This is a genomic window from Rhodanobacter sp. ANJX3 (assembly GCF_014200755.1).
GTDB lineage: Bacteria > Pseudomonadota > Gammaproteobacteria > Xanthomonadales > Rhodanobacteraceae > Rhodanobacter.
In genome coordinates this window covers 997305-1016693 of record NZ_JACHCM010000001.1, presented here as the reverse complement: position 1 = coordinate 1016693, position 19389 = coordinate 997305, and the positions used below count along the sequence as shown (strand labels likewise).

Below are 19389 nucleotides of genomic sequence, written 5' to 3'. Positions count from 1 at the left end.
ACCGCCATTCACTGGAGCGTGCTCCCGGTGGCAATGGTGCGCACCCAGTCCTTGCCGCTTTCCAGGTCGAGCAGGTCGGTGCGCACGCGGCCAAACAGGCTGGCGAGGTAATAGAATTTCGTCGCTAGCATCATCGTCAGCAGCGGCCACAGCATGCCCGGCGCGATGGTCGACGGGCCGAGCAGGCGGATCGTCGAACCCTGATGCAAGGTATTCCACCAGTTCACCGAGAAATGCACGATCGGCACGTTGATAATGCCGATCAGCGCGAGAAACGCCGCGGCGCGTGCGCCCTGCCGGCGATCCTCGAACGCGTGATACAGCCCGATCACGCCCAGATACAGAAACAGCAGCACCAGCTCCGACGTCAGCCGCGCATCCCAGGTCCACCACGTGCCCCACATCGGCTTGCCCCAGAGCGAGCCGGTGACCAGGGTGATGAAGGTAAAGGCCGCGCCGATCGGTGCCGATGTCATCGCTACCACTTCGGCCAGCTTGATCCGCCAGACTAGGGCGAGAAAGGCGGCAAAGCCCATCACGCCGTAGATGAACAGGCTCATCCAGGCGCTGGGAACGTGGATGAAGATGATCCGATACGCATCGCCCTGCTGGTAATCCGCCGGTGCCAGCACCAGGCCACCGTAAAGCGCGATCGCGCCGGTCAGTAACGCCAGCGCGAGCAGCCACGGCCGCAGTGCGCCCGCGAAGCGGTAGAACGTCGGCGGCGAACTCAGTTTATGCAGCCACAGTGGAATCCACTTGGACATCGTTTCAAGCGTCCAGAGCAATACGAAGAGCGGCCGCACAGGCGAGCGGCGCCAGCACCAGCAACAGCACCAGTGCCGCGCCCAGCCAGGCGATGGGTGCCAGCCATGGCAACCCTTGCTGGGATGCCGCCACGGCACCCGCGGCGAAGATCACGACCGGTACGCACAGCGGCAGCAACATAAGGGCCAGCAGCATACCAGACCGCCGCGTGCCGGCCGTCAGCGCGACCAGAATCGCGCCGAGCAGGCTCAGCATCGGCGTCGACAGCAGCAAGGCCAGCATCAGCACCGGCATCACCGACGTGGGCAGGTGCAGCATGCCGGCGAGCAGCGGCGAAATAACGATGAGCGGCAGCGCCGTCGTCAGCCAATGGGCAAGAATCTTCATCGCCAGCATGAGTGCCAGCGGCTGCGGCGCCAGCACCAGCTGTTCCAGCGAACCGTCCTCGATATCGCTGGAAAACATCGTGTCCAGCGCCAGCAGCATTGCCAGCAGGATGGTGACCAGCACGACGCCGCCGGCGATTCGTTCCAGCAGCGTGTCTTCCGGCCCCAGTGCAAACGGAAATAGCATCGTAACGATCAGCGCATACAGCACCGGCATCGCGATATCGCCGCGTCGGCGCCAGGCCAGCGTGAGGTCGCGCCGCAGCATGGCCGCGCAGGCGGTGGTCAGTCCCGGCCGGCTCATGTCCGGGTGCTCACGCGTGCATCCGGATGCGCTGCGGTTCGCCGCCGTGAAAACTCACCGTGCCGTGGCTGGTGACCAGCGCCGCGCCGTCGCGCGCGAGGTGCTCTTCCAGCAGCCGATTGACCAGCGCGATGCCGGTGCGATCGAGGTTGGCGTAGGGTTCATCCAGCAGCCACAGCTTCGCGGGAAGCAGCACCAGTCGCGCCAGAGCAGCGCGCTTTTTCTGGCCGGCGGAGAGCCGTCGTACCGGCTCGTCCTCGTAGCCGCTCAGGCCAACCTCGGCGAGCGCCGCGGAAAGGGTTGTCTGCGCCCGGTAGCCATGCAGGCCCACCGCCACCTGCAGATTTTCCGACGGGCTGAGGTCGGCCTTCAGCCCGAGCTGGTGGCCGAGAAAAAGCACCTCGCCCAGGCAGTGCTCGCGCTGCAGCGGCTGGCCACGCCAGTAGAGCTCGCCTTCATCGACGTGCAGCAAGCCGGCGAGGATACGCATCAGCGTGGTTTTGCCGCTGCCGTTATCGCCTTCGATCAGGCCGAGTTCGCCCGCGCGCAGCCGGAAATTCAACGAGGCGAATACCGGTTCGTCCTGCCGATAAAAGCCCAGCGCCCGCGTTTCGAGCAGGATCACGTGGTCGGGTACGGCAGTAAGGGCGGCGCTCATCCGCTCGATTGTGCGCAATGCGCGAGGCGCTTGTCCATGCGGTGCGCTGTCAGTTCGACAGGATGCGCAAACGGGCCGGTTCCGCACCCGTACCGTGAACATAGGCGTGCTGGCGGTAGCGGCGACCCAGTACGTCGAGGCTCGGTTGATCCGCTCCGATCACGAACAGGCTTGGCTCGTGCCAGCCGCCGCGGCCGATCCCGATGGCGGCAAACATCGATGCGTCAGGGATGATTTGAAGATCGGCGCGTAGCGCGCGCTGGGCGGCGAGGTTGTCCGCCAGCGCGCGCGCTTCGGAGAGCGGATTCCATGCCGTGATAAATCCCCACGCGCTGACGTCCACCATCCGTCGCAACGACGCAGGCAGAGCCTGGTCGACCCTGATGCACGCCCATTCGACGGTATCCAGGCACACCAGATATTCGGTGTCGCGGTAGGCTTGCAGCAACGTTTCATCCATGGCGCAGCGGCGGCAGCGGCGGCAGTCTGGCTTTCAGCAGGGCGACCGCCGCGTCGAGGTCGACGCTGGCGACATCGTTGGATTCGTGCAACAGGTCATCCAGCAGCGCGTCCTGCGCGCGCCCGCGTTCGAGCGCATAGGCGTAGGGCAGGTGGGTGAAGGTGACCATGCGATAGCGGGCCATGTAGTGCCCGGGCGCGCGCTCGGCCAGCAGCACGCCGAGTTCGCGCTTGGCCAGGTAGTGCGCATCGGCGACCGAGTCGCGCATCTCGACGTAATTTTCCAGCGCCATGGTGGCAATGGCGTTGGCATCGGGCTGGCGGATGCGCTGGAATTCGGCGAACACGTCGGCGCTGTCGTTCGGTGCTTCGGCCAGCAGATCGGTCAGCACCACGGTGTCCTCGAAACCGCAGTTCATGCCCTGGCCGTGAAACGGCACGATGGCATGGGCTGCGTCGCCGATCAGCAGGGCGCGGCCGTCGAGGTGCCAGCGATCCAGATAAAGCGTCGACAGCGTGCCGACCGGGTGGCCGTCGTAGTCTTCGACAAATTGGGGGATCAGCGGCAGCAGGCCGGGGAAATCTTCGCGGAAAAAGGCCGCGGCGGTGGCCGCGTCTGGCAATCCGGCAAAGCTGGGCGAGCTGCCGTCGTTGGGCAGGAACAGCGTCACGGTGAAGCTGCCTTCGGTATTCGGCAGCGCAATGCACATATAGCCCCCGCGCGGCCAGATATGCAGCGCATGCGGCTCGATCGCAAACTGACCGTAGGCGCCGCTGCCGCGTACGAGAGAGGCGGGCAGTTCGTCGACTGGCGGAATCTCCAGCTCCTTGTAGCCGTGCCCCAGCGATTCCACGCGTTCGCCCAGCGGCGCGTAGGCGTTCATCGCGGCGCGCACGCCCGAGCCGGCGCCATCGGCGCCGATCAGCATGCCGAACGGCACGCGGCGAGTGGTTCCGGCCGCATCGGTAACCAGCATCTGCTGCCGATCGAAGTCGATACCGTGCGGCGACTGGCCGAAATGAATGCGCGCGCCGGCGGCTTCGGCCGCATCCAGCAGCAGAGTGTTCAAGGTGCCGCGCGATACCGACCAGATCACTTCGCTGTCGTCGACGCCGTAGCGCTGCAAGCTGGTGCTGCCGTCGCGGCCGTGCACCATGCGCCCACGCATCATCACCGCATGACGCAATACATCGTCGGCAAGCCCCGCTGTGCGCAGCGCCTGCAGGCCGCGTTCTGCCAGGGCCAGGTTGATCGAGCGACCGCCGGAAAAACCGATAAGGCGCGGATCGGGATATTTCTCGTACACCTCGACCGCAAAGCCGCGCTGGGCGAGCTGCTGCGCCAGCAGCGCGCCGACCAGGCCGCCGCCAATGAGGGTGATGGGTTGCTTCGCCATGCGGCTTCCAGAGAGAGTAAAACGACCCGTCGCGCTTGTCGGCGGACGGCCGAGCCGTGCGCTAAAGCATAGTCACGTCGGCCGATCGTGGCGCGGGCTGCGACACTAGAAGCTCATGAAATAGCCACCGTTGACCGGCAGGTTGGCGCCGGTGATATAGCCGTTGTCGTCGCTGTTGAAAAAGCTCACGGCGCGGGCGATGTCGCCGGGCGTGCCCAGTCGTCCCACCGGAATCCCGGCAATGATCTGCTCGCGAACCTCGGGGGCCACGGCAGCGACCATTCGTGTGTCGCAGTAGCCCGGCGACACGGTGTTCACCGTGATGCCCTTGCTCGCCGTCTCGCGCGCCAGCGCCATGCTGAAGCCGTGCACGCCGGCCTTGGCCGCGGAGTAGTTGGTCTGCCCGAATTGCCCGGTCTGGCCGTTCACCGAGCTGATATTGATGATGCGGCCGAACTCGCGCTCGATCATGCCTTCGATCACGTTGCGGCACATGTTGAATACGCCGTCGAGGTTCACCTGCATCAGCTGATGCCACTGCTCGGGCGTCATCTTGCGCAGGCTGGCGTCGCGCGTGATGCCGGCCGCGTTGACCAGCACGTCGACACCGCCGGTTTGCGATTCAATGCGCGAAATAAGCTGCTTACAGCTATCGAACTCGGTGACGTCGACCGACTCGAAACGGACGGCGTCACGGAAGTCGCCGACCTCTTGTTCAAATTGGCTCAGACGTTCTGCGGAGGCGGTGAGGTCAACCGCAATTACCTGACGCCCGGCCTGCGCCAGATGGCGGCAGATTTCCGTTCCCAGACCACCGATGCCACCAGTAACCACTGCTGTGCGCTTGCGAGCCGCCGATGCACCCATGCACTTCACCAACATAGTCAGGCTCATGCCGCTTAGCAGCACATGTTGTGCTGCAGCGGATGAAGAAAAAGGAAAAGGTCAAATGCAGCGTTAGGACGCCATTCGCCCGAGGCCGATGCCGATGCCTGGCTCAGCCCGTTTTTTTGCCACCGCGTCCGGCGGGTGGCTGAACAACCTGCGCGGCCGTATCCATAAAGCCTCGCTGCATCGCTTTCCACGCATCCATGTTGCGTTCGGTCAGGTCGTTCAGCATGGTCCAGGGCGTCTGACCCATAAGGCTGTTGAGCTGGCTGCGGAACTGGGTCTGCTGATCGAGAAACACCTGCAGGCTGCGCTCCAGATAAGGCCCCATAAAGCCCTGCAGTGAATCGCCATAAAAACGGATGATCTGGCTGAGCAGCTGCGGAGACAGCATCGGCTGGCCATCGCCCTCGTTCTCGGAGATGATCTGCAGCAGCACCGAGCGCGTGAGATCCTCACCGGACTTGGCGTCGCGTACTTCGAAGTCCTCGTTATCCAATACCAGCTGACGGACCTCTTCCAGCGTGATGTAGCTGGAGATCTCCGTGTCGTAAAGACGTCGGTTCGGATACTTCTTGATGATGCGTTTGGTTTGTGCCATGCCGCACAAGCTAGCAGAAGGTATTGCGCCGCACCAGTGATCGAATAGAAAAATTGCTGCAGGCGCTTCGTTGCAGCAATTGTAGGCGGCAAGCTCAATGCACTCCCTTGGCCGCGGCATTGCCGAACGGCGGCCGGGCCAGCCACAGCAACGGAATCAGCAGCACGAAGGTGATGCTGCAACCCCAGAAAACGTCGTTGACCGCCAGGGTCGCTGCTTCCTTGCTGAGCAGCTGTTCCACCACGCTCAGTCCCTGCTTGCCGGCCAGTCCCACACCTTGAAGCTGTTGCAGAAAGGCGCTGGCCGCCGGCGTTCCGGCGGTAACGTTTTCGGTCAGCGAGGCGTGGTGGAACTCGGTGCGGTGCTGCCACAGCGTGACGGTAATGGCGGTGGAGACGCTGGCGCCCAGCGTACGGAAAAAGTTGGCCAGACCCGAGGCGCTGGCCACCTGTTCCGGTGGCAGGCCGGAGAGATAGATCTGGTTCAGCGGAATGAAGAACAACGGAATGCCGATGCCCATGACCAGACGTGGCCACACCATGTTGATGTAGGACACGCTGCTGTCGAAAGTCGACAGCCAGTAAGAACAGCCGGCCAGAATCACAAAGGCTGTGGAGATCATCGCGCGCAGATCGAACTTGCCCAGCAGACTGCCTACCAGTGGGGAAAAAAGGAATGCCAGCACGCCGACCCAGGCGCTGGTCAGGCCCGACCAGCTGGCGGTATATCCCAGCGTGGTCTGCAGCCACAGCGGCGACACCACGTTGATGGCAAAGAACGCCAGCATGCCCAGCGACATCGCGATGACGCCGATGGTGAAATTGCGCTGCTTGAACAGCGACAGGTCGATCACCGGGTACTTGGCGTTGAGCTCCCACACGACCAGAAAAACCAGGCTCACCAGCGCGACCAGACCAAGCACCAGAATCAGCGGCGAGGAGAACCAGTCCTTGTCGTTGCCGTTGTCCAGCATGAACTGCAGGCAGCCGATGCCCAGCACCAGCAACACCAGCCCGATCATGTCGATCGGCGCGTAGACCATTTTCGATTCGCGCTTGCGCAGCAGGAACCAGGTCGACACGGCCGCCATGATGCCGACCGGTACATTGATGTAGAAAATCCACGGCCACGAATAATTGTCGGTGAGCCAGCCGCCGAGAATCGGCCCCAGCACCGGCGCGATCACCACGGTCATCGCCCACAGCGCCAGCGCCATGCCCTGCTTGCTCTTAGGGTAGTTGGCCAGCAGCAGCGACAGCGCCAGCGCCACCATCGGACCGGAACCGGCGCCCTGCAGCAGGCGGGCGACGACCAGCATCGGCATGCTGGTGACCAGGCCGCACATCATCGAAAACAGCACGAACAGGCCGACCGACACGACGAAGGTACGTACCTCGCCAAAGCGCTTGGCGATCCAGCCGGTCAGCGGCTGCATGATCGCGCTGGCCATCGAATACGAGCTGATCGCCCAGGTGCCCTCGTTCGGGCTCACGCCCAGGCTGCCGGCGATATGCGGTACGGCGACGTTGACGATCGTCGTATCCAGCACCTCCATGAAGGTGCTGAACGCAACGGCCACCGTCATCAGCGCCAGCATCGCGCCCTGCAAGGGCTTCAGCGGCGTGGCATCCGCGGGTGTCGCTTCGGAGGAAATGGCGGCCATGTGCTGGACTCGACGTCAGTTCGGGCGGTCGCTGCCGGCGTTGTCCGATGAACCGAGGTTGGCCTGGATCACCTTGTCGGCCGCGGCATCGGCCTTGCTGGCCATCTGTTCGTAGACGGTGGTTTCCGCCACCGGCTCGCGCTCGCCCTGCGGCGCCAGCACCGGACCCTTGTCGTCGGTGATATCGACGGTGACATCGCTGGACAGGCCGATGCGCAGCGGATGCTTGTCGAGTTCGTTATTGTCCAGCGCGATGCGTACCGGCACGCGTTGCACCACCTTGATCCAGTTGCCGGTGGCGTTCTGCGCCGGCAGCAGGGAGAACACGCTGCCCGTGCCGGCGCCCAGGCCGATCACCTTGCCGTGATACTCGACGCTGCTGCCGTAGATATCGGCCTCGACTTTGGCGGGCTGGCCGATGCGGATGTGGCGCAGCTGGCTTTCCTTGAAGTTGGCTTCGATCCACAGGTTGTGCAGCGGAAGCACAGTCATCAGCTGCTGGCCGGCCTGCACGCTGTTGCCCACTTGTACGCTGCGCTGGGCGACGTAGCCGGATACCGGCGCATAGATGGCGTTGCGCTGCGCAGCCACCCACGCGGCGCGGAAGTTGGCGCGCGCCTGCAGCACGGCCGGGTTGTTGGCGATATCGGTGCCGGAAATCGACGCGTGCTGCGCCGACGCCTGCGCCTGGGCGGTGTTCAGCGCGGCACGGGCCTGGGCGATCGCATCGCGCAGATGCTGGATGGTCTCCGGCGCTTCGGCCTGCTGCGCGACCAGCGGCAGGCGGCGCTTGAGATCCGCCTCGGCTTTTTTCAGCTCCACCTGGCGTTCGGCCACCGCGGCGTCGCTGCCGTTGGCCGAATCGGTTTGCTGTCGCACCTGCCGCACCGCCGCCGCCAGCGACGCCTCGGCCTGAGCCAGGCGCACGCTGGCGTCCGTGTTGTCCAGCTTGACCAGAATCTGGCCGGCTTCGACGTGCTGGGTATCGTCGGCAAGAATCGCTACGACCGTACCGGGCACCTGCGCGGAAATGGCCACCTGATTGCCGCCGACGTAGGCATCGTCGGTGGTTTCGCGGGTGGAGAACACCAGCAGCCACAGCAGCAGCCAGATCACGCCGGCGGCGATAAAGATCAGCAGCACGATCAACAGCGTCTTGCGCCGCTTGGCCGGATTCTTGGCCGTCATGCCGCTGTCCTTGCTGTCGGCAGGCGCGGCGTTCTGGGGCTGGTCGGACTCAGTGGCGCTCATGGGCGTCGTCTCCGGACGAGGTCGAAGGGGATGTTGTGGATGTTGTGGCAGAGGAGGCAGGGTCGCCGGACGCGCGATAACCGCCGCCGAGCGCCTTGATCAGGGCCAGGTCGGTGGATACGGCCTGCGCCTGCAGGCTGACCGCATCATCGCGTTGCTGCAGCAGCTGCGCGGCGGCACCGATGCTCTCGCGAGCATCGCGCACGCCCTGGTTCTGGCGTGCCTGGGCGGTAGCGACAAGGCGTTCGTTGGCGGCGATCTGGCCGGACTGCTCCTTGCGTCGCGCGGCGATCTGCTGTGCGGCAAGTGCCTGGTTGGCCACGTCACGCGCGGCGTCGATCACGGTGCTGTTGTACCCGGCCACCGCGCCGGCCAGCTGCGCCTTGCTGATGCCGTAGTTGGCCTGCAGCTGACCGCCTTCGAAGATCGGCAGGTGCAGCGCCGGCGTCAGCGAGAACGCGCGGCTGTCGGCACTCAGCAGCTTGCCCAGATCGAGGCTGGACAGGCCTGCCATGGCGCTGATGCTGAGGTCGGGAAAGAACTGCGCGCGCGCCACGTCGGTCTGCTTCAGGGCGGCCTCGACCTGCCAGCGACTCGCGGCGATATCCGGGCGCCGGGCGATCAGGTCGAGCCTTGCATCGGCGGGAACACGGCTGTCCACTTCCGGCAGCGGTTTGACCTGCAAGGCCGGCAGATCGGCCGGCGCGATGCCGAGCAGGGCGGCCAGCGCCACCTTGCGGATAGCGGCCGAACCGGCCAGCGCGACGTTCATTTCTCGTGCGGCAGCAAGGTCGGCCTTGGCCTGCTGTACGGTGTCTTCCAGATCGACGCCGTGCGCGACGCGCAGTTCGGCGATATGCAGGAACCGGTTCTGTGCGGCGACCAGCTGATTGGACAAATCCAGCCGCGCTTCGTCGCCTTGCCAGCCGAAATAGGTGTCGGCCACCGCGTTCTGGATGGTCAATGCGGCGGCGCTGCGCTGGGCTTCGGCGGCGTGCGCCTGATCCAGCGCAGCCTCGATGCTGGCGCGCTTCTTGCCCCACCAATCGAAGGTGTACTGCGCCTGCAGGCCGAGGTCGGCCTGGTTGTACCAGGGGTCGATGGTGAAGTTCGCCGGCAGCAGGCTGACGATGCCGTTCTTACTGATGCGCTGGCGCTCGAACTGTGCGCTGCCGTTGATATTGAGGCCGGCCTGCGCTGCGGCCAGTCGCACCGACTGCTGGGCGTTGAGCAGGCGACTGCGCGCCTGCTCGAGATCGGGTGAATTCTTTATGGCCAGGGCGATCAGCCGATCCAGCTGCGGATCGCCGTAGACGTGCCACCACTGCGCATCGGGCCAGCCGTCCTTCGTGGGCGCCTGCAGGCCGGCCAGCGGCACGTCGTCGCGCAGTACGGGATGGCTGAGCTTGGCCGGTGCGGCGCAGGCACCCAGCAGCAGCGCCAGCGACATCGCTGCCGCGCCATGGATAAGAGAGCGTTTCATCGTCGCAAGCCTTGCCAGAGCAGTGTTCATTTCGTCGCCTTCATGGTCCCGATATGCGTGTCGGAATCCCCGGTTGCCTGATCGAGGTTGTGTGCCAGCTTGCGCAGTAGTCGGCTGAGGTTTTTCTTGTCGGTGTCGCTGAAGCCCTGGAACATCGCATCGAGGCGAGGGAACAGCGGCGGCACGATTTTCAGCACCAGCCGTTTGCCGGTCGCCGTGATGCGAATGACCACCCGGCGCCGGTCGTCGTCGCTGCCGCCGCGGGTGACCAGGCCGCGCTTGACCAGCGTATTGCCGATGCGCGTCATGTTGGTCGCGCCCTGTTTGGTGAACTCGCACAGCTCGCCGGGGGTCGAGCTGCTGTCGGGGCGGCTATAGAGAAACATCAGTGTCAGAAACTCGCTGTGGTTGAGCTTGTACGGCTTGAGCTCGAATTCCAGCTCCTCGTTCAAACTGCCGCTGACCATCAGCATCAGTCGACTGAGTTTGGCTTCGACCGCCGGTAGCTGCGGAATGAGCCGAATCGTTCGCTCGATGCCTTCATCCATCATGCCGATACATTTGCTCAGGGATGCCATTTCACCAGCTTATATTTCATCGGTGAAGTAAAAGGTAACAATCCGGCGGCCGCTGCGCAAGCGTCTGGCCGCCGGTCGGTCGAGAATCTTCTGGAGCCTGTTCAACGTCTCCGCTTGGCCCGCGCCGGGGGCGGTTGGCGCGCGGGCCAAGGAAAAACGAGAGAATGGACGTCATTCCACGACCGGGTGATGGCGCCGAAAGAGGGCAAACAGACCCGGCCCCGCGGGTTGCCTCGCCGTGGCCGCCAGGCGGCAGCGCGGTTTAACTTGCCGGCCAGGCAAGCGTAATGCCACGCACGATCACTTGGCTGCCATGGACTTGGCTGCCATGGAGAGACAGCGCGAGCTAGGGGCTTTGAACAGGCTCTTAGCGCTTTGCGCGATCGAGGTCGAAAAGGCGGCGCGTGTTGTCGCAGGTGGCTGCGGCGATCACCGACTCGGCTTCGGTGCGCAGGGCGGCAACGCTTCGCAGTACCTCGACGATGCGCGCGGGTTCGTTGCGCTGGCCGCGGTGCGCGGCGTCCGGTTGATCGGGCGCATCGCTTTCCAGCAACAGGAATTCAAGCGGCATGGACGCCACGATACGGCGCAGGCGCTGCGCGCGGTCGTAAGTTATCGGCCCACCGATGCCGAGGTGAAAACCCATCTGCCACAGCTGTTGCGCCTGTTGCTCGCTGCCGGAAAAGCTGTGCACGACGCCGCGCAGTCCGGGACAGCGGCGCAGAGTCTGGATGATTTCCTCCAGCGCGGCGCGGGCATGCACGATCACGGGCAGGTCGAACTGCTGGGCCAGCTTCAGCTGGCGGGAAAAATAGTCGCGCTGCAGCTGGGGGTCGAGACCTTCCACATGAAAATCTAGTCCGATTTCGCCCACCGCCACCGTCTCGTCGTGGGCTAGCCAGTCGGCGAGCGCATCGAGGTGGGCAGGTCTGTGATTCGCCAGATACATCGGATGCAGGCCATAGGCCGGATAGATGTGATGGCTGGCCGCCGCCAAAGTTCTTATGCCGGGCCAACTGGCGGCATCGACGGCAGGCAGCACCATCGTGGCGACGCCTGCATCCAGGGCACGAGCGACCACCGCATCGCGGTCATCGGCAAAGGCGTCGGCATCGAGGTGGACATGGCTGTCGGCAAGTTCGAGCATGATTTTTCGGCGACCTGAAAGGCAATGCAAAAAGCTAAGCTTGCGTGAAAATTATGTAGTTAAACCGGTCTAGCCCCGATTCAGTTGTATAACCGTTCAATAGTGGCGCAAGTAATTGCTTCGGCGTTACCTGGCTTCAGACCATTTACTCAAACAAACATGGGAGATAGCAATGAACAGGCTGATGATCAACACACTCAATATCGCCATCACCGCCGCGCTTGCGTTGGGGCTGTCAGCCTGCAATCGCAATGCGGCGGCCGATACCTCCAGTGATGCGGCGGCGATGTCCAACGGCAGCAACGTGGCCGCCGCGCCGGCACCCGACAACGGCCCGCAGTATGCGCAGGTGGTGAGCGTGGAGCCGGTGCGTCAGTCCATCAACGATCCGCAGCGCGTCTGCCATGACCGTGTGGTGACGCACACCGCACCGCCGCGCGACGAGCACCGCATCGCCGGTACCGCCATCGGTGCCGTGGCCGGTGGCCTGCTCGGTCACATGGTCGGTGGCGGTCGTGGCAACACGCTTGCCACGGTGGCCGGCGCAGTCGGCGGTGGCTACGCGGGCAACCGCATCGAGGCGGCCCATCAGCAGGGTCAGGTGACGCAGACCGTGCAGCGCCAGTGCGACACCGTCGATAACGCCAGCAGCAAGGTGGTGGCTTACGATGTTCACTATGTCTACAACGGTGTCACCCGAACCGTTCGCATGGATCACGATCCGGGCGATCGCGTCATGGTTCAGCAGGGCATTACCGCTGTTTCCGACGCTCGCTAATCCGACTCAACAACCGTGAAGACAACCATGAAAACGACTCCCACGAAATCACGCTCCTTCCAGCTTCCTCTGGCCCTGGTCATGGCGGCAGGTGCCGCGCTGGCCGGTTGCGCGACGCCCCAGTACGGCGGCTACCAGCAGCGTCCCGGATACACCACATACACCACGCGCTGCCAGAACTGCGGCGTCGTCCAGCAGGTGGATCAGGTTTACGTGCAGGGCGGTGGCAACAGCAACGGTGGCACGCTGGGCGCAGTGATCGGTGCGGTGGCCGGCGGCGTGCTGGGCAGTACTATCGGCAAGGGCGACGGCCGCACGGCGGCTACCGTCGTGGGCGCGGTCGGTGGCGGCGTTGTCGGCAACCAGATCGGCAAGAACAGCGATGGCGGCGGTGGCGGCACGGCCTGGCGCATCGTGGTACGCATGGATAACGGTCAGTACGCGACCGTGACCCAGCGCGAAGATCCGCGTGTTCCTACCGGTGCGTATGTTTTGATTCGCGACGGTCACGTCTATCCGCAATAAAAATATTGATTGAATGGACGTCTAGACGTCCAAATAAAAAGCCCTCATTCGAGGGCTTTTTTATGGGTTGAATTTTGTCGATCAGTTCACGGCGTAAAAAGCGTGTTCGCCGATGGTGATCGTGTGACGATTGCGCGACCAGGCTGGATTGACTGCCACGGTGGCAAAGTGATCGGCTCGCGGTACCAGCATCTTTCGCTGCGCAACCGGCAGCTGCCAGTTTTGCATGGACTTTCCTGCAACCTGCCAGGCCTTGTGAAAAGCGTCGAGATTGGAAACGTCGAAAGAGCCGGGCGTCGTGGTGATGGCGAATTGGTGCGGTGCGCTGACAACCTGGCAAATAGTGCCGCCCCAACTGCCTCGATCGCGTCGTCGCATGGCGACTTCGGCAACGGCCAATTGTCCATTGACGGGTTCACTGCGCGCTTCCAAATACACGGTCGTGGCCAGGCAGGCCTGATCCGCAACCGGCTGTGGCATGAGAGATGTCAGCCACAACAGCATTGATAACTTCATGGGTCGTTCTGCCTCCAACGTGCTGTACGCGTCGAAGCGGACTGTCTGCTTCAACGCGCCATTGCGATGGACGGGCTGGCGGGCCGTTCCATCTGGATCAATCGCTTCAACCTGAACAAGCGGTTGAGCGCTTTGCCACGGGATTGTGGCGTCCGTTCGGCGTTTCGATGCCGACGGGGTGAATGTTGCCAACGGTGCGCCTGCGTTCTTCGCTGCGCTTCCTGCAACTTCTCTGCAATCGCTGATGCGATGCGTTATGCCATCCGACGGTTCAGTGTCGGGTCGCGCCGATTCGGATTCTTCCGGTTCGTCGCGTGATTTCGATGCCGCTATTTCTTGGCGTCGCTTTTCAAGAGTTGGCGGAGCGTAGTGGCGGATTTCTCCGATGGCAAGTGCCGGCAAAGGTGAAATCGATTTTCACGCGTTTTCGTTCACCTTGAATTTTGGATGTTCGCAAGACATCGCGGCATCGAAAAATGTTCAAGCGCTCCACGTTTCGAGAACACGAACGCGGGTTTGATCGTCAGAACACTCGATGGTTCCATCGACGGCTGCGGGAAGGACACCGTCGTTCATCACCGCGAGTGCTTCTACGCCTGCGTCGTGGTGAATCACATCGAGCAGCCAGATTTTTTCATTCGCACCGACACGCAATATGTCGCCGGCGATGCATGCTGCAGAATGTTCCGGCGACGTGATCTCGATGCGATGAAGATGCTTTTTGTTGCCGCCGCGATAGTGCAGGCGAGCGACGATTTCCTGACCCGGGTAACAGCCCTTGTCGATTTCGACGGCATGCAGCCGATGCAGAGACAGCGCAGGCCCCACCAGTTCATTCAATAGCGACGGCGGCAACCACGGCCAACCGTTTCGCAGTTGTGCAAGACGCCATGCGTTGTCGCCGATGCTCTCGGTAGAGATTCGCAAACTGTGCGTATCGCAACCCAGCAGAAGATTTTCCCGATCGCTTTGCAAAGCCTCGTGCAGCGGCAGTGCGGAACCTGCCGAAAGACTTCGAGGCGCTAGCGCGGTCAGCGTGAGTTTCGAACGAAAGATGAAACGCTTCAGCGCCTCGACGAGTTCGGCGGCGTAACCGCCGCGCAACAGCAGCAGCAGCCCATCGTCGGATAGGCGAGCGAGATGGAAAAATGCCTTGACCCGTCCTTGTGGGTCGAGCCATGCGCTGAACTGCCAGCGCCCGACGGCGAGCGCGGTGACGTTGCTGCTGAACTGGGCTTGCGCAAACGCGATCGCGTCGGGGCCTTCGATCAGTACGATTTCTGCGAGGTAAAGTTTCGTCATGGTTGTGCTCTGGATTGGGGCAGGCGCTCTTGCCTACAAGGGAGTGGCGCCAGGACGTAGCAATTGACGCAGGATGCGGCCCGTAGTTGTGCGGCAGTGCGGCAAGCATTAAGATTTGCGAGGTAACCCAATCATGTCCGACACCTTTACGCCAGCTGAGTCAAAGCCTGCCTCCGTCCCAGCGGAACAGCCTATCGTGACCAAAACACCGGTACCGGACGAAGCGCCGGTGACACGGCCAGCTCTTGACCCCACGCGCTACGGCGACTGGGAAAAGAACGGACGCTGCATCGACTTCTGATTGAACGTGAGGGCGCTGTTCTTGCGTAATCACGTAATCAGCAGTGACAAGGTCGGCATGGATCAGCGATTCCATTTTTAGGATAGCCGCCATGGCAGATACGCGACGCCCGCTCTCTCCGCATCTTCAGATCTACAAGTGGCAAGTGCAGATGGTCAGTTCCATCCTGCATCGCGCGACAGGCATCGCGCTGGCGGTGGGCACCGTGCTGGTGGTCGCAGGCCTGCTTCATCTGGCCGCCGGTCGCGAGAGCTTCGATCAATTCAAGAACATTATCGGCAATCCGGTCGGCGAGATCCTGCTGGTCGGCTGGACCTGGGCGCTTTTCTATCATCTGTGCAACGGCATCCGTCATCTGGTGCAGGACACCGGCGCGGGTTATGCGATTGCGCAGTTCGTTCGCTCGAGCTGGCTGTCGGTAGTGCTGAGCCTCGTACTTACGGCTGCGGTTTGGGCTTATGTGCTGACGGCAGGAGGTGCGGTATGACCGCCAAGGATTTACGCAATCCGTTGAAGGTCGCTCGCGGCCTCGGTTCGTCCCAGTCGGGCGTCGGTCACTGGTGGACGCAGCGCGTGACGGCGGCAGCGCTGGTCGTGCTGCTGATCTGGTTTGTCATCACGGTGCTCGGTCTGTTGCATGCGGACTACGCCACGGCGTTGGCCACGGTCGCCAAGCCGTGGAATGCGCTGCTGCTGATCGTGCTGCTGGTGACCATGTTCTGGCACGCCGTGTTGGGCCTGCAGGTCGTCATTGAAGATTATGTGCACACGCGCTGGAAGGAAGTTCTTTCGCTGGTGCTGATCAAGTTTCTCGCGGTCCTGGGCGCGCTTGCGAGCGTGCTGGCCGTGCTGCGCATTGCGCTGACCCACTGAGACGCGGGAGCCACGATTCGATGGAAAGCTACAAGATCCAGCAGCATGAGTATGACGTGATCGTCGTCGGCGCCGGCGGCGCCGGCCTGCGCGCCACGTTTGGCCTGGCCGAGAAAGGCCTGAAAGCGGCCTGCATCTCCAAGGTGTTTCCGACACGCTCGCACACGGTGGCGGCGCAGGGTGGCATCTCGGCCGCGCTCGGCAATATGGGTGAGGACGACTGGCGCTTCCACTTCTACGACACGATCAAGGGCTCCGACTGGCTCGGCGACCAGGACTCGATCGAGTACATGTGCCGCGAGGCGATTCCCGCGATCATCGAGCTGGAACACTACGGCGTGCCGTTCTCGCGTACCGAGGAGGGCAAGATCTATCAGCGCCCCTTCGGCGGCATGACCACGCATTACGGCAAGGGCACCGCGCAGCGCACCTGTGCCGCGGCCGACCGTACCGGTCACGCGATTCTGCACACGCTGTATCAGCAGGCGCTGGCGCACGACGCCACCTTTTTTATCGAATACTTCGCCATCGATCTCATTTTCGACGACGAGGGCGTCTGCCGCGGTGTGCTGGCACTCGACATGAATGAGGGCACGCTGCACTTCTTCCGCGGCCAGGCCGTGGTGATGGCGACCGGCGGCTACGGTCGCGCCTACTTCAGCGCCACCTCGGCGCATACCTGCACCGGTGACGGTGGCGGCATGGTGCTGCGCGCGGGTCTGCCGCTGCAGGACATGGAGTTCGTGCAGTTCCATCCCACCGGCATCTACGGCGCGGGCTGCCTGATTACCGAGGGCGTGCGCGGTGAGGGCGGTTATCTCACCAACTCCGAGGGCGAGCGCTTCATGGAGCGCTATGCGCCCAACGCCAAGGACCTGGCCTCGCGCGACGTGGTCAGCCGCGCCATGACGATCGAAATCCGCGAAGGCCGCGGCGTCGGCAAGGACAAGGATCATATCCATCTGAACCTGATGCATCTCGGACCGGAAGTGATCAACGAGCGTCTGCCGGGCATTTCGGAAAGCGCGCGCATCTTTGCCGGTGTCGACGTCACCAAGGAGCCGATCCCGGTGCTGCCGACCGTGCACTACAACATGGGCGGCATCCCGACCAACTATCACGGCGAAGTCGTGACCAAGAAGGGCGACGACAACGACGCCGTGGTGCCGGGCCTTTTCGCCATCGGCGAGGCGGCCTGCGTGTCGGTGCACGGCGCCAACCGTCTGGGCTCCAACTCGCTGCTCGATCTGGTCGTGTTCGGCCGCGCGGTCGCGCACAAGTGCGCCGAGATCATCAAGCCGGGCGCTGCCCACAAGGATTTGCCGGCCAGCGTGCTGGACAAGGCGCTCACCCGCTTCGACAACCTGCGCCATGCCAAGGGCAGCACGCCGACGGCAAAGATCCGCGCGGCCATGCAGGCGACCATGCAGAAAGACGCGGCGGTGTTCCGCACCGGCGAGACGCTCAGCGAAGGCAGCCAGAAGATCTCCGAAGTCTACGACTCTTTCAGCGATGTCGGCGTCAGCGACCGCTCGATGGTCTTCAACTCCGACCTGATCGAGACGCTGGAGCTGTCCAACCTGCTGGCGCAGTCGGTGGCCACCATGCATTCGGCCCTGCAGCGACCGGAAAGTCGCGGCGCGCATGCGCGCGAGGATTTCCCCGACCGCGACGATCACGAGTGGCAGAAGCACACGCTGGTCTGGGTGGACGACGCGGGCAAGACCCGCTTCGACTATCGCCCGGTGCACATGTACACCATGACCGACGAGGTCGAGGTCGTGCCACCGAAGAAGCGCGTGTATTGAAGCATTGAAGAGTGCGGCCAAGGATGGCCGCTTTTTGCTCTTCGCGTTCAAGGACGAATGCAAAAATCATTGAACAGTGCGGCCAAGGACGACCGCTTTTTGCTCTTCGCGTTCAAGGACGAACGCAAAAACCAAGTGAGGCAATCGTGGCCGAGTTCACGCTACCCAAAAATTCCAAGATCAAGCCCGGCAAGCATTTTCCGGCGAAGAACGCGAAAAAGCCGCGCACGTTCCGCGTCTATCGCTGGTCGCCGGACGACGGCGAAAATCCGCGCATCGACAGTTACGAAGTCGACATGGAATCGTGCGGCCCGATGGTTCTGGACGCGCTGCTGAAGATCAAGAACGAGATCGATCCCACGCTGACCCTGCGCCGTTCCTGCCGCGAAGGTATCTGCGGCTCGTGCGCGATGAACATCGACGGCACCAACACGCTGGCCTGCACCATGGCCTCGGCCGACTGCGCCGCCGGCGACGTCAAGATCTATCCGCTGCCGCATATGCCGGTGGTGAAGGATCTCGTGCCCGATCTGTCGCACTTCTACGCGCAGTTCGCCTCGATCAAGCCGTGGCTGCGCACGCAGAGCCCGGCGCCCGATCGCGAGCGGCTGCAGTCGCCGGAAGAGCGCAAGAAGATCGACGGCCTGTACGAGTGCATCCTATGCGCCTGCTGCTCGACCAGCTGTCCGAGCTACTGGTGGAACGGCGACAAATACCTCGGCCCGGCGATCCTGCTGCAGGCCTACCGCTGGATCGTCGACAGCCGCGACGAAGTCACCGGCGAGCGTCTGGACGATCTGGAAGACCCGTTCAAGCTCTACCGCTGCCACACCATCATGAACTGCACGCGCACCTGCCCGAAGGGCCTGAACCCGGCCAAGGCGATCGCGGAAATCAAGAAGCTGATGGTCGAGCGTCGCTCGGCCTGACGGCCAATCGCCTCACGCGTTGTCGGAACAGGCCGCCTCGTGCGGCCTGTGCTGTTTGGCGAGGGCGGCGGCCGCTACACTGCCGCGATGGACGAAACCACCGCAATACCGCAGCAGGCCCGACTCAACCGGCTGCGCTGGCGCACCCGACGCGGCACGCGTGAACTCGATGCGCTGTTCGGCGGCTGGCTGGACGAGCGTTTCGCCACGGCCGACGCCGCCCAGCAGCAGGCCTTCGACGAACTGCTCGATGCGCAGGACCCCGATCTGTGGGACTGGGTGATGGGCCACGCGCGGCCGGAGCGCCAGGACTGGCAGGTCATCATCGATGACATCCGCACCCGCCATCGGCTTTGAATACCGGCCTTCGCCCGGGTATCGGCGGGTGCTGACGGTGGTTGCCGGGCTTGCCGTGCTCGCGCTGTTGCTCAGTGCGCTGACATGGTGGATGAAAATTCTTCTGTCGCCGGTGGTGCTGGTGGCCGCTGTGCGAACGATTCGACCGATTACGCAGTCGTCCGTATCGGCCGCTGGCTGGGGTGCCGACGACAGCTGGACGCTGCATATGACCTCGCATGACGATCTTCCGGCCACGCTGGGGTCTTTCCGCGTGCTTGGGGCGCTGGTGCTGCTGCGGCTGAAAACGGCGCAGCACGGTACGCATAGCCTGCTGCTGGCGCCGGACAATAGCGACGCCGACATTCGTCGCCGGTTGCGCATGCGGCTGGCGACCCTGCAGCCGGAGGCATCGTCGGCGCGCGCTTGACGTTCATG

Annotated in this window: 23 protein-coding genes; 9 read left to right on the top strand and 14 right to left on the bottom strand. The window is 63.4% G+C overall.

The window, feature by feature from the left end; all coding sequences use genetic code 11:
- Positions 1-8 precede the first annotated feature (8 nt).
- The 12 genes from HDE76_RS04465 to HDE76_RS04410 all read right to left on the bottom strand — a co-directional run bounded on the left by HDE76_RS04465 (position 9) and on the right by HDE76_RS04410 (position 11583).
- Positions 9-767 (bottom strand): heme ABC transporter permease, encoded by a 759-nt coding sequence (locus tag HDE76_RS04465; protein WP_179477057.1) that lies wholly within the window; start codon positions 765-767, stop codon positions 9-11.
- Positions 768-771: 4 nt separating this feature from the next.
- A complete protein-coding gene (gene ccmB / locus HDE76_RS04460; RefSeq protein ID WP_179477056.1) occupies positions 772-1458 on the bottom strand; it encodes a heme exporter protein CcmB in 687 nt (228 codons plus the stop codon).
- Positions 1459-1468: 10 nt separating this feature from the next.
- Positions 1469-2116, bottom strand: coding sequence for a cytochrome c biogenesis heme-transporting ATPase CcmA (gene ccmA / locus HDE76_RS04455; RefSeq protein WP_179477055.1), 648 nt, complete (start codon positions 2114-2116; stop codon positions 1469-1471).
- Between the two features lie 49 nt (positions 2117-2165).
- Entirely contained in the window at positions 2166-2576 is a 411-nt protein-coding gene (locus HDE76_RS04450; protein ID WP_179477054.1) for a DUF3293 domain-containing protein, read from the bottom strand.
- Positions 2569-3972, bottom strand: coding sequence for an NAD(P)/FAD-dependent oxidoreductase (locus HDE76_RS04445; protein WP_179477053.1), 1404 nt, complete (start codon positions 3970-3972; stop codon positions 2569-2571). Before HDE76_RS04445 ends, HDE76_RS04450 begins: the two co-directional genes overlap by 8 nt.
- 105 nt (positions 3973-4077) lie before the next feature.
- Entirely contained in the window at positions 4078-4839 is a 762-nt protein-coding gene (gene phbB, locus HDE76_RS04440) for an acetoacetyl-CoA reductase (protein WP_179477136.1), read from the bottom strand.
- Between the two features lie 130 nt (positions 4840-4969).
- Positions 4970-5461 carry a polyhydroxyalkanoate synthesis repressor PhaR gene (phaR, locus tag HDE76_RS04435; RefSeq protein WP_179477052.1) on the bottom strand — a complete coding sequence of 164 codons (492 nt, stop codon included), beginning with the start codon at positions 5459-5461 and terminating at the stop codon, positions 4970-4972.
- A gap of 94 nt (positions 5462-5555) precedes the next feature.
- Positions 5556-7124, bottom strand: coding sequence for a DHA2 family efflux MFS transporter permease subunit (locus tag HDE76_RS04430; RefSeq protein ID WP_179477051.1), 1569 nt, complete (start codon positions 7122-7124; stop codon positions 5556-5558).
- A 15-nt stretch (positions 7125-7139) separates the two neighbouring features.
- Positions 7140-8375 (bottom strand): HlyD family efflux transporter periplasmic adaptor subunit, encoded by a 1236-nt coding sequence (locus HDE76_RS04425; RefSeq protein ID WP_184505636.1) that lies wholly within the window; start codon positions 8373-8375, stop codon positions 7140-7142.
- Positions 8362-9858 carry an efflux transporter outer membrane subunit gene (locus HDE76_RS04420; RefSeq protein WP_184505634.1) on the bottom strand — a complete coding sequence of 499 codons (1497 nt, stop codon included), beginning with the start codon at positions 9856-9858 and terminating at the stop codon, positions 8362-8364. The genes HDE76_RS04425 and HDE76_RS04420 overlap by 14 nt, the downstream gene beginning before the upstream one ends.
- Before the next feature lie 26 nt (positions 9859-9884).
- Positions 9885-10436, bottom strand: coding sequence for a MarR family transcriptional regulator (locus tag HDE76_RS04415; protein WP_179477048.1), 552 nt, complete (start codon positions 10434-10436; stop codon positions 9885-9887).
- A gap of 367 nt (positions 10437-10803) precedes the next feature.
- On the bottom strand, positions 10804-11583 hold the full coding sequence (locus tag HDE76_RS04410) for a TatD family hydrolase (RefSeq protein WP_184505632.1): 780 nt from the start codon (positions 11581-11583) through the stop codon (positions 10804-10806).
- A 172-nt stretch (positions 11584-11755) separates the two neighbouring features.
- On the opposite strand from HDE76_RS04410, the gene HDE76_RS04405 reads away from it, so the two are divergent.
- Both HDE76_RS04405 and HDE76_RS04400 read left to right on the top strand, forming a co-directional pair.
- On the top strand, positions 11756-12361 hold the full coding sequence (locus HDE76_RS04405; RefSeq protein ID WP_179477046.1) for a glycine zipper 2TM domain-containing protein: 606 nt from the start codon (positions 11756-11758) through the stop codon (positions 12359-12361).
- A 27-nt stretch (positions 12362-12388) separates the two neighbouring features.
- On the top strand, positions 12389-12886 hold the full coding sequence (locus HDE76_RS04400) for a glycine zipper 2TM domain-containing protein (protein ID WP_184505630.1): 498 nt from the start codon (positions 12389-12391) through the stop codon (positions 12884-12886).
- An 81-nt stretch (positions 12887-12967) separates the two neighbouring features.
- Here HDE76_RS04400 and HDE76_RS04395 read toward each other — a convergent pair whose 3' ends face one another.
- Both HDE76_RS04395 and HDE76_RS04390 read right to left on the bottom strand, forming a co-directional pair.
- Positions 12968-13390 carry a cell wall hydrolase gene (locus HDE76_RS04395; RefSeq protein ID WP_179477134.1) on the bottom strand — a complete coding sequence of 141 codons (423 nt, stop codon included), beginning with the start codon at positions 13388-13390 and terminating at the stop codon, positions 12968-12970.
- Positions 13391-13882: 492 nt separating this feature from the next.
- Positions 13883-14704, bottom strand: a complete 822-nt coding sequence (locus HDE76_RS04390) for a folate-binding protein (protein WP_184505629.1) — start codon at positions 14702-14704, stop codon at positions 13883-13885.
- A 196-nt stretch (positions 14705-14900) separates the two neighbouring features.
- Here HDE76_RS04390 and HDE76_RS20935 point away from each other — a divergent pair, with 196 nt between their 5' ends.
- The 7 genes from HDE76_RS20935 (at position 14901) to HDE76_RS04355 (ending at position 19381) form a co-directional block, all read left to right on the top strand.
- On the top strand, positions 14901-15005 hold the full coding sequence (locus HDE76_RS20935; RefSeq protein WP_343205645.1) for a DUF1674 domain-containing protein: 105 nt from the start codon (positions 14901-14903) through the stop codon (positions 15003-15005).
- 91 nt (positions 15006-15096) lie between these two features.
- The gene (sdhC, locus tag HDE76_RS04380; RefSeq protein ID WP_179477043.1) at positions 15097-15492 is read left to right on the top strand and encodes a succinate dehydrogenase, cytochrome b556 subunit; all 396 of its coding nucleotides are present in this window, start codon (positions 15097-15099) and stop codon (positions 15490-15492) included.
- Positions 15489-15878, top strand: a complete 390-nt coding sequence (gene sdhD, locus HDE76_RS04375; RefSeq protein ID WP_184505627.1) for a succinate dehydrogenase, hydrophobic membrane anchor protein — start codon at positions 15489-15491, stop codon at positions 15876-15878. Before sdhC ends, sdhD begins: the two co-directional genes overlap by 4 nt.
- Positions 15879-15898: 20 nt before the next feature.
- Positions 15899-17686, top strand: coding sequence for a succinate dehydrogenase flavoprotein subunit (sdhA, locus tag HDE76_RS04370; RefSeq protein WP_179477041.1), 1788 nt, complete (start codon positions 15899-15901; stop codon positions 17684-17686).
- A gap of 146 nt (positions 17687-17832) precedes the next feature.
- Positions 17833-18615, top strand: a complete 783-nt coding sequence (locus HDE76_RS04365) for a succinate dehydrogenase iron-sulfur subunit (RefSeq protein ID WP_179477040.1) — start codon at positions 17833-17835, stop codon at positions 18613-18615.
- A gap of 87 nt (positions 18616-18702) precedes the next feature.
- Entirely contained in the window at positions 18703-18972 is a 270-nt protein-coding gene (locus HDE76_RS04360) for a succinate dehydrogenase assembly factor 2 (protein WP_179477133.1), read from the top strand.
- Entirely contained in the window at positions 18944-19381 is a 438-nt protein-coding gene (locus HDE76_RS04355; RefSeq protein WP_184505626.1) for a protein YgfX, read from the top strand. The genes HDE76_RS04360 and HDE76_RS04355 overlap by 29 nt, the downstream gene beginning before the upstream one ends.
- Positions 19382-19389: the final 8 nt, after the last annotated feature.

Coding starts and splice junctions, on each gene's coding strand:
- HDE76_RS04465 (WP_179477057.1), bottom strand. CDS start 767: ATGTCCAAGTGGATTCCACTGTGGCTGCATAAACTGAGTTCGCCGCCG.
- phaR (WP_179477052.1), bottom strand. CDS start 5,461: ATGGCACAAACCAAACGCATCATCAAGAAGTATCCGAACCGACGTCTT.
- sdhC (WP_179477043.1), top strand. CDS start 15,097: ATGGCAGATACGCGACGCCCGCTCTCTCCGCATCTTCAGATCTACAAG.
- HDE76_RS04360 (WP_179477133.1), top strand. CDS start 18,703: ATGGACGAAACCACCGCAATACCGCAGCAGGCCCGACTCAACCGGCTG.
- phbB (WP_179477136.1), bottom strand. CDS start 4,839: ATGGGTGCATCGGCGGCTCGCAAGCGCACAGCAGTGGTTACTGGTGGC.
- HDE76_RS04400 (WP_184505630.1), top strand. CDS start 12,389: ATGAAAACGACTCCCACGAAATCACGCTCCTTCCAGCTTCCTCTGGCC.
- HDE76_RS04410 (WP_184505632.1), bottom strand. CDS start 11,583: ATGCTCGAACTTGCCGACAGCCATGTCCACCTCGATGCCGACGCCTTT.
- HDE76_RS04445 (WP_179477053.1), bottom strand. CDS start 3,972: ATGGCGAAGCAACCCATCACCCTCATTGGCGGCGGCCTGGTCGGCGCG.
- HDE76_RS04415 (WP_179477048.1), bottom strand. CDS start 10,436: ATGGCATCCCTGAGCAAATGTATCGGCATGATGGATGAAGGCATCGAG.
- HDE76_RS04390 (WP_184505629.1), bottom strand. CDS start 14,704: ATGACGAAACTTTACCTCGCAGAAATCGTACTGATCGAAGGCCCCGAC.
- sdhD (WP_184505627.1), top strand. CDS start 15,489: ATGACCGCCAAGGATTTACGCAATCCGTTGAAGGTCGCTCGCGGCCTC.
- HDE76_RS04395 (WP_179477134.1), bottom strand. CDS start 13,390: ATGCTGTTGTGGCTGACATCTCTCATGCCACAGCCGGTTGCGGATCAG.
- ccmA (WP_179477055.1), bottom strand. CDS start 2,116: ATGAGCGCCGCCCTTACTGCCGTACCCGACCACGTGATCCTGCTCGAA.
- sdhA (WP_179477041.1), top strand. CDS start 15,899: ATGGAAAGCTACAAGATCCAGCAGCATGAGTATGACGTGATCGTCGTC.
- HDE76_RS04450 (WP_179477054.1), bottom strand. CDS start 2,576: ATGGATGAAACGTTGCTGCAAGCCTACCGCGACACCGAATATCTGGTG.
- HDE76_RS04425 (WP_184505636.1), bottom strand. CDS start 8,375: ATGAGCGCCACTGAGTCCGACCAGCCCCAGAACGCCGCGCCTGCCGAC.
- HDE76_RS04430 (WP_179477051.1), bottom strand. CDS start 7,124: ATGGCCGCCATTTCCTCCGAAGCGACACCCGCGGATGCCACGCCGCTG.
- HDE76_RS04355 (WP_184505626.1), top strand. CDS start 18,944: ATGACATCCGCACCCGCCATCGGCTTTGAATACCGGCCTTCGCCCGGG.
- HDE76_RS04405 (WP_179477046.1), top strand. CDS start 11,756: ATGAACAGGCTGATGATCAACACACTCAATATCGCCATCACCGCCGCG.
- ccmB (WP_179477056.1), bottom strand. CDS start 1,458: ATGAGCCGGCCGGGACTGACCACCGCCTGCGCGGCCATGCTGCGGCGC.
- HDE76_RS04420 (WP_184505634.1), bottom strand. CDS start 9,858: ATGAAACGCTCTCTTATCCATGGCGCGGCAGCGATGTCGCTGGCGCTG.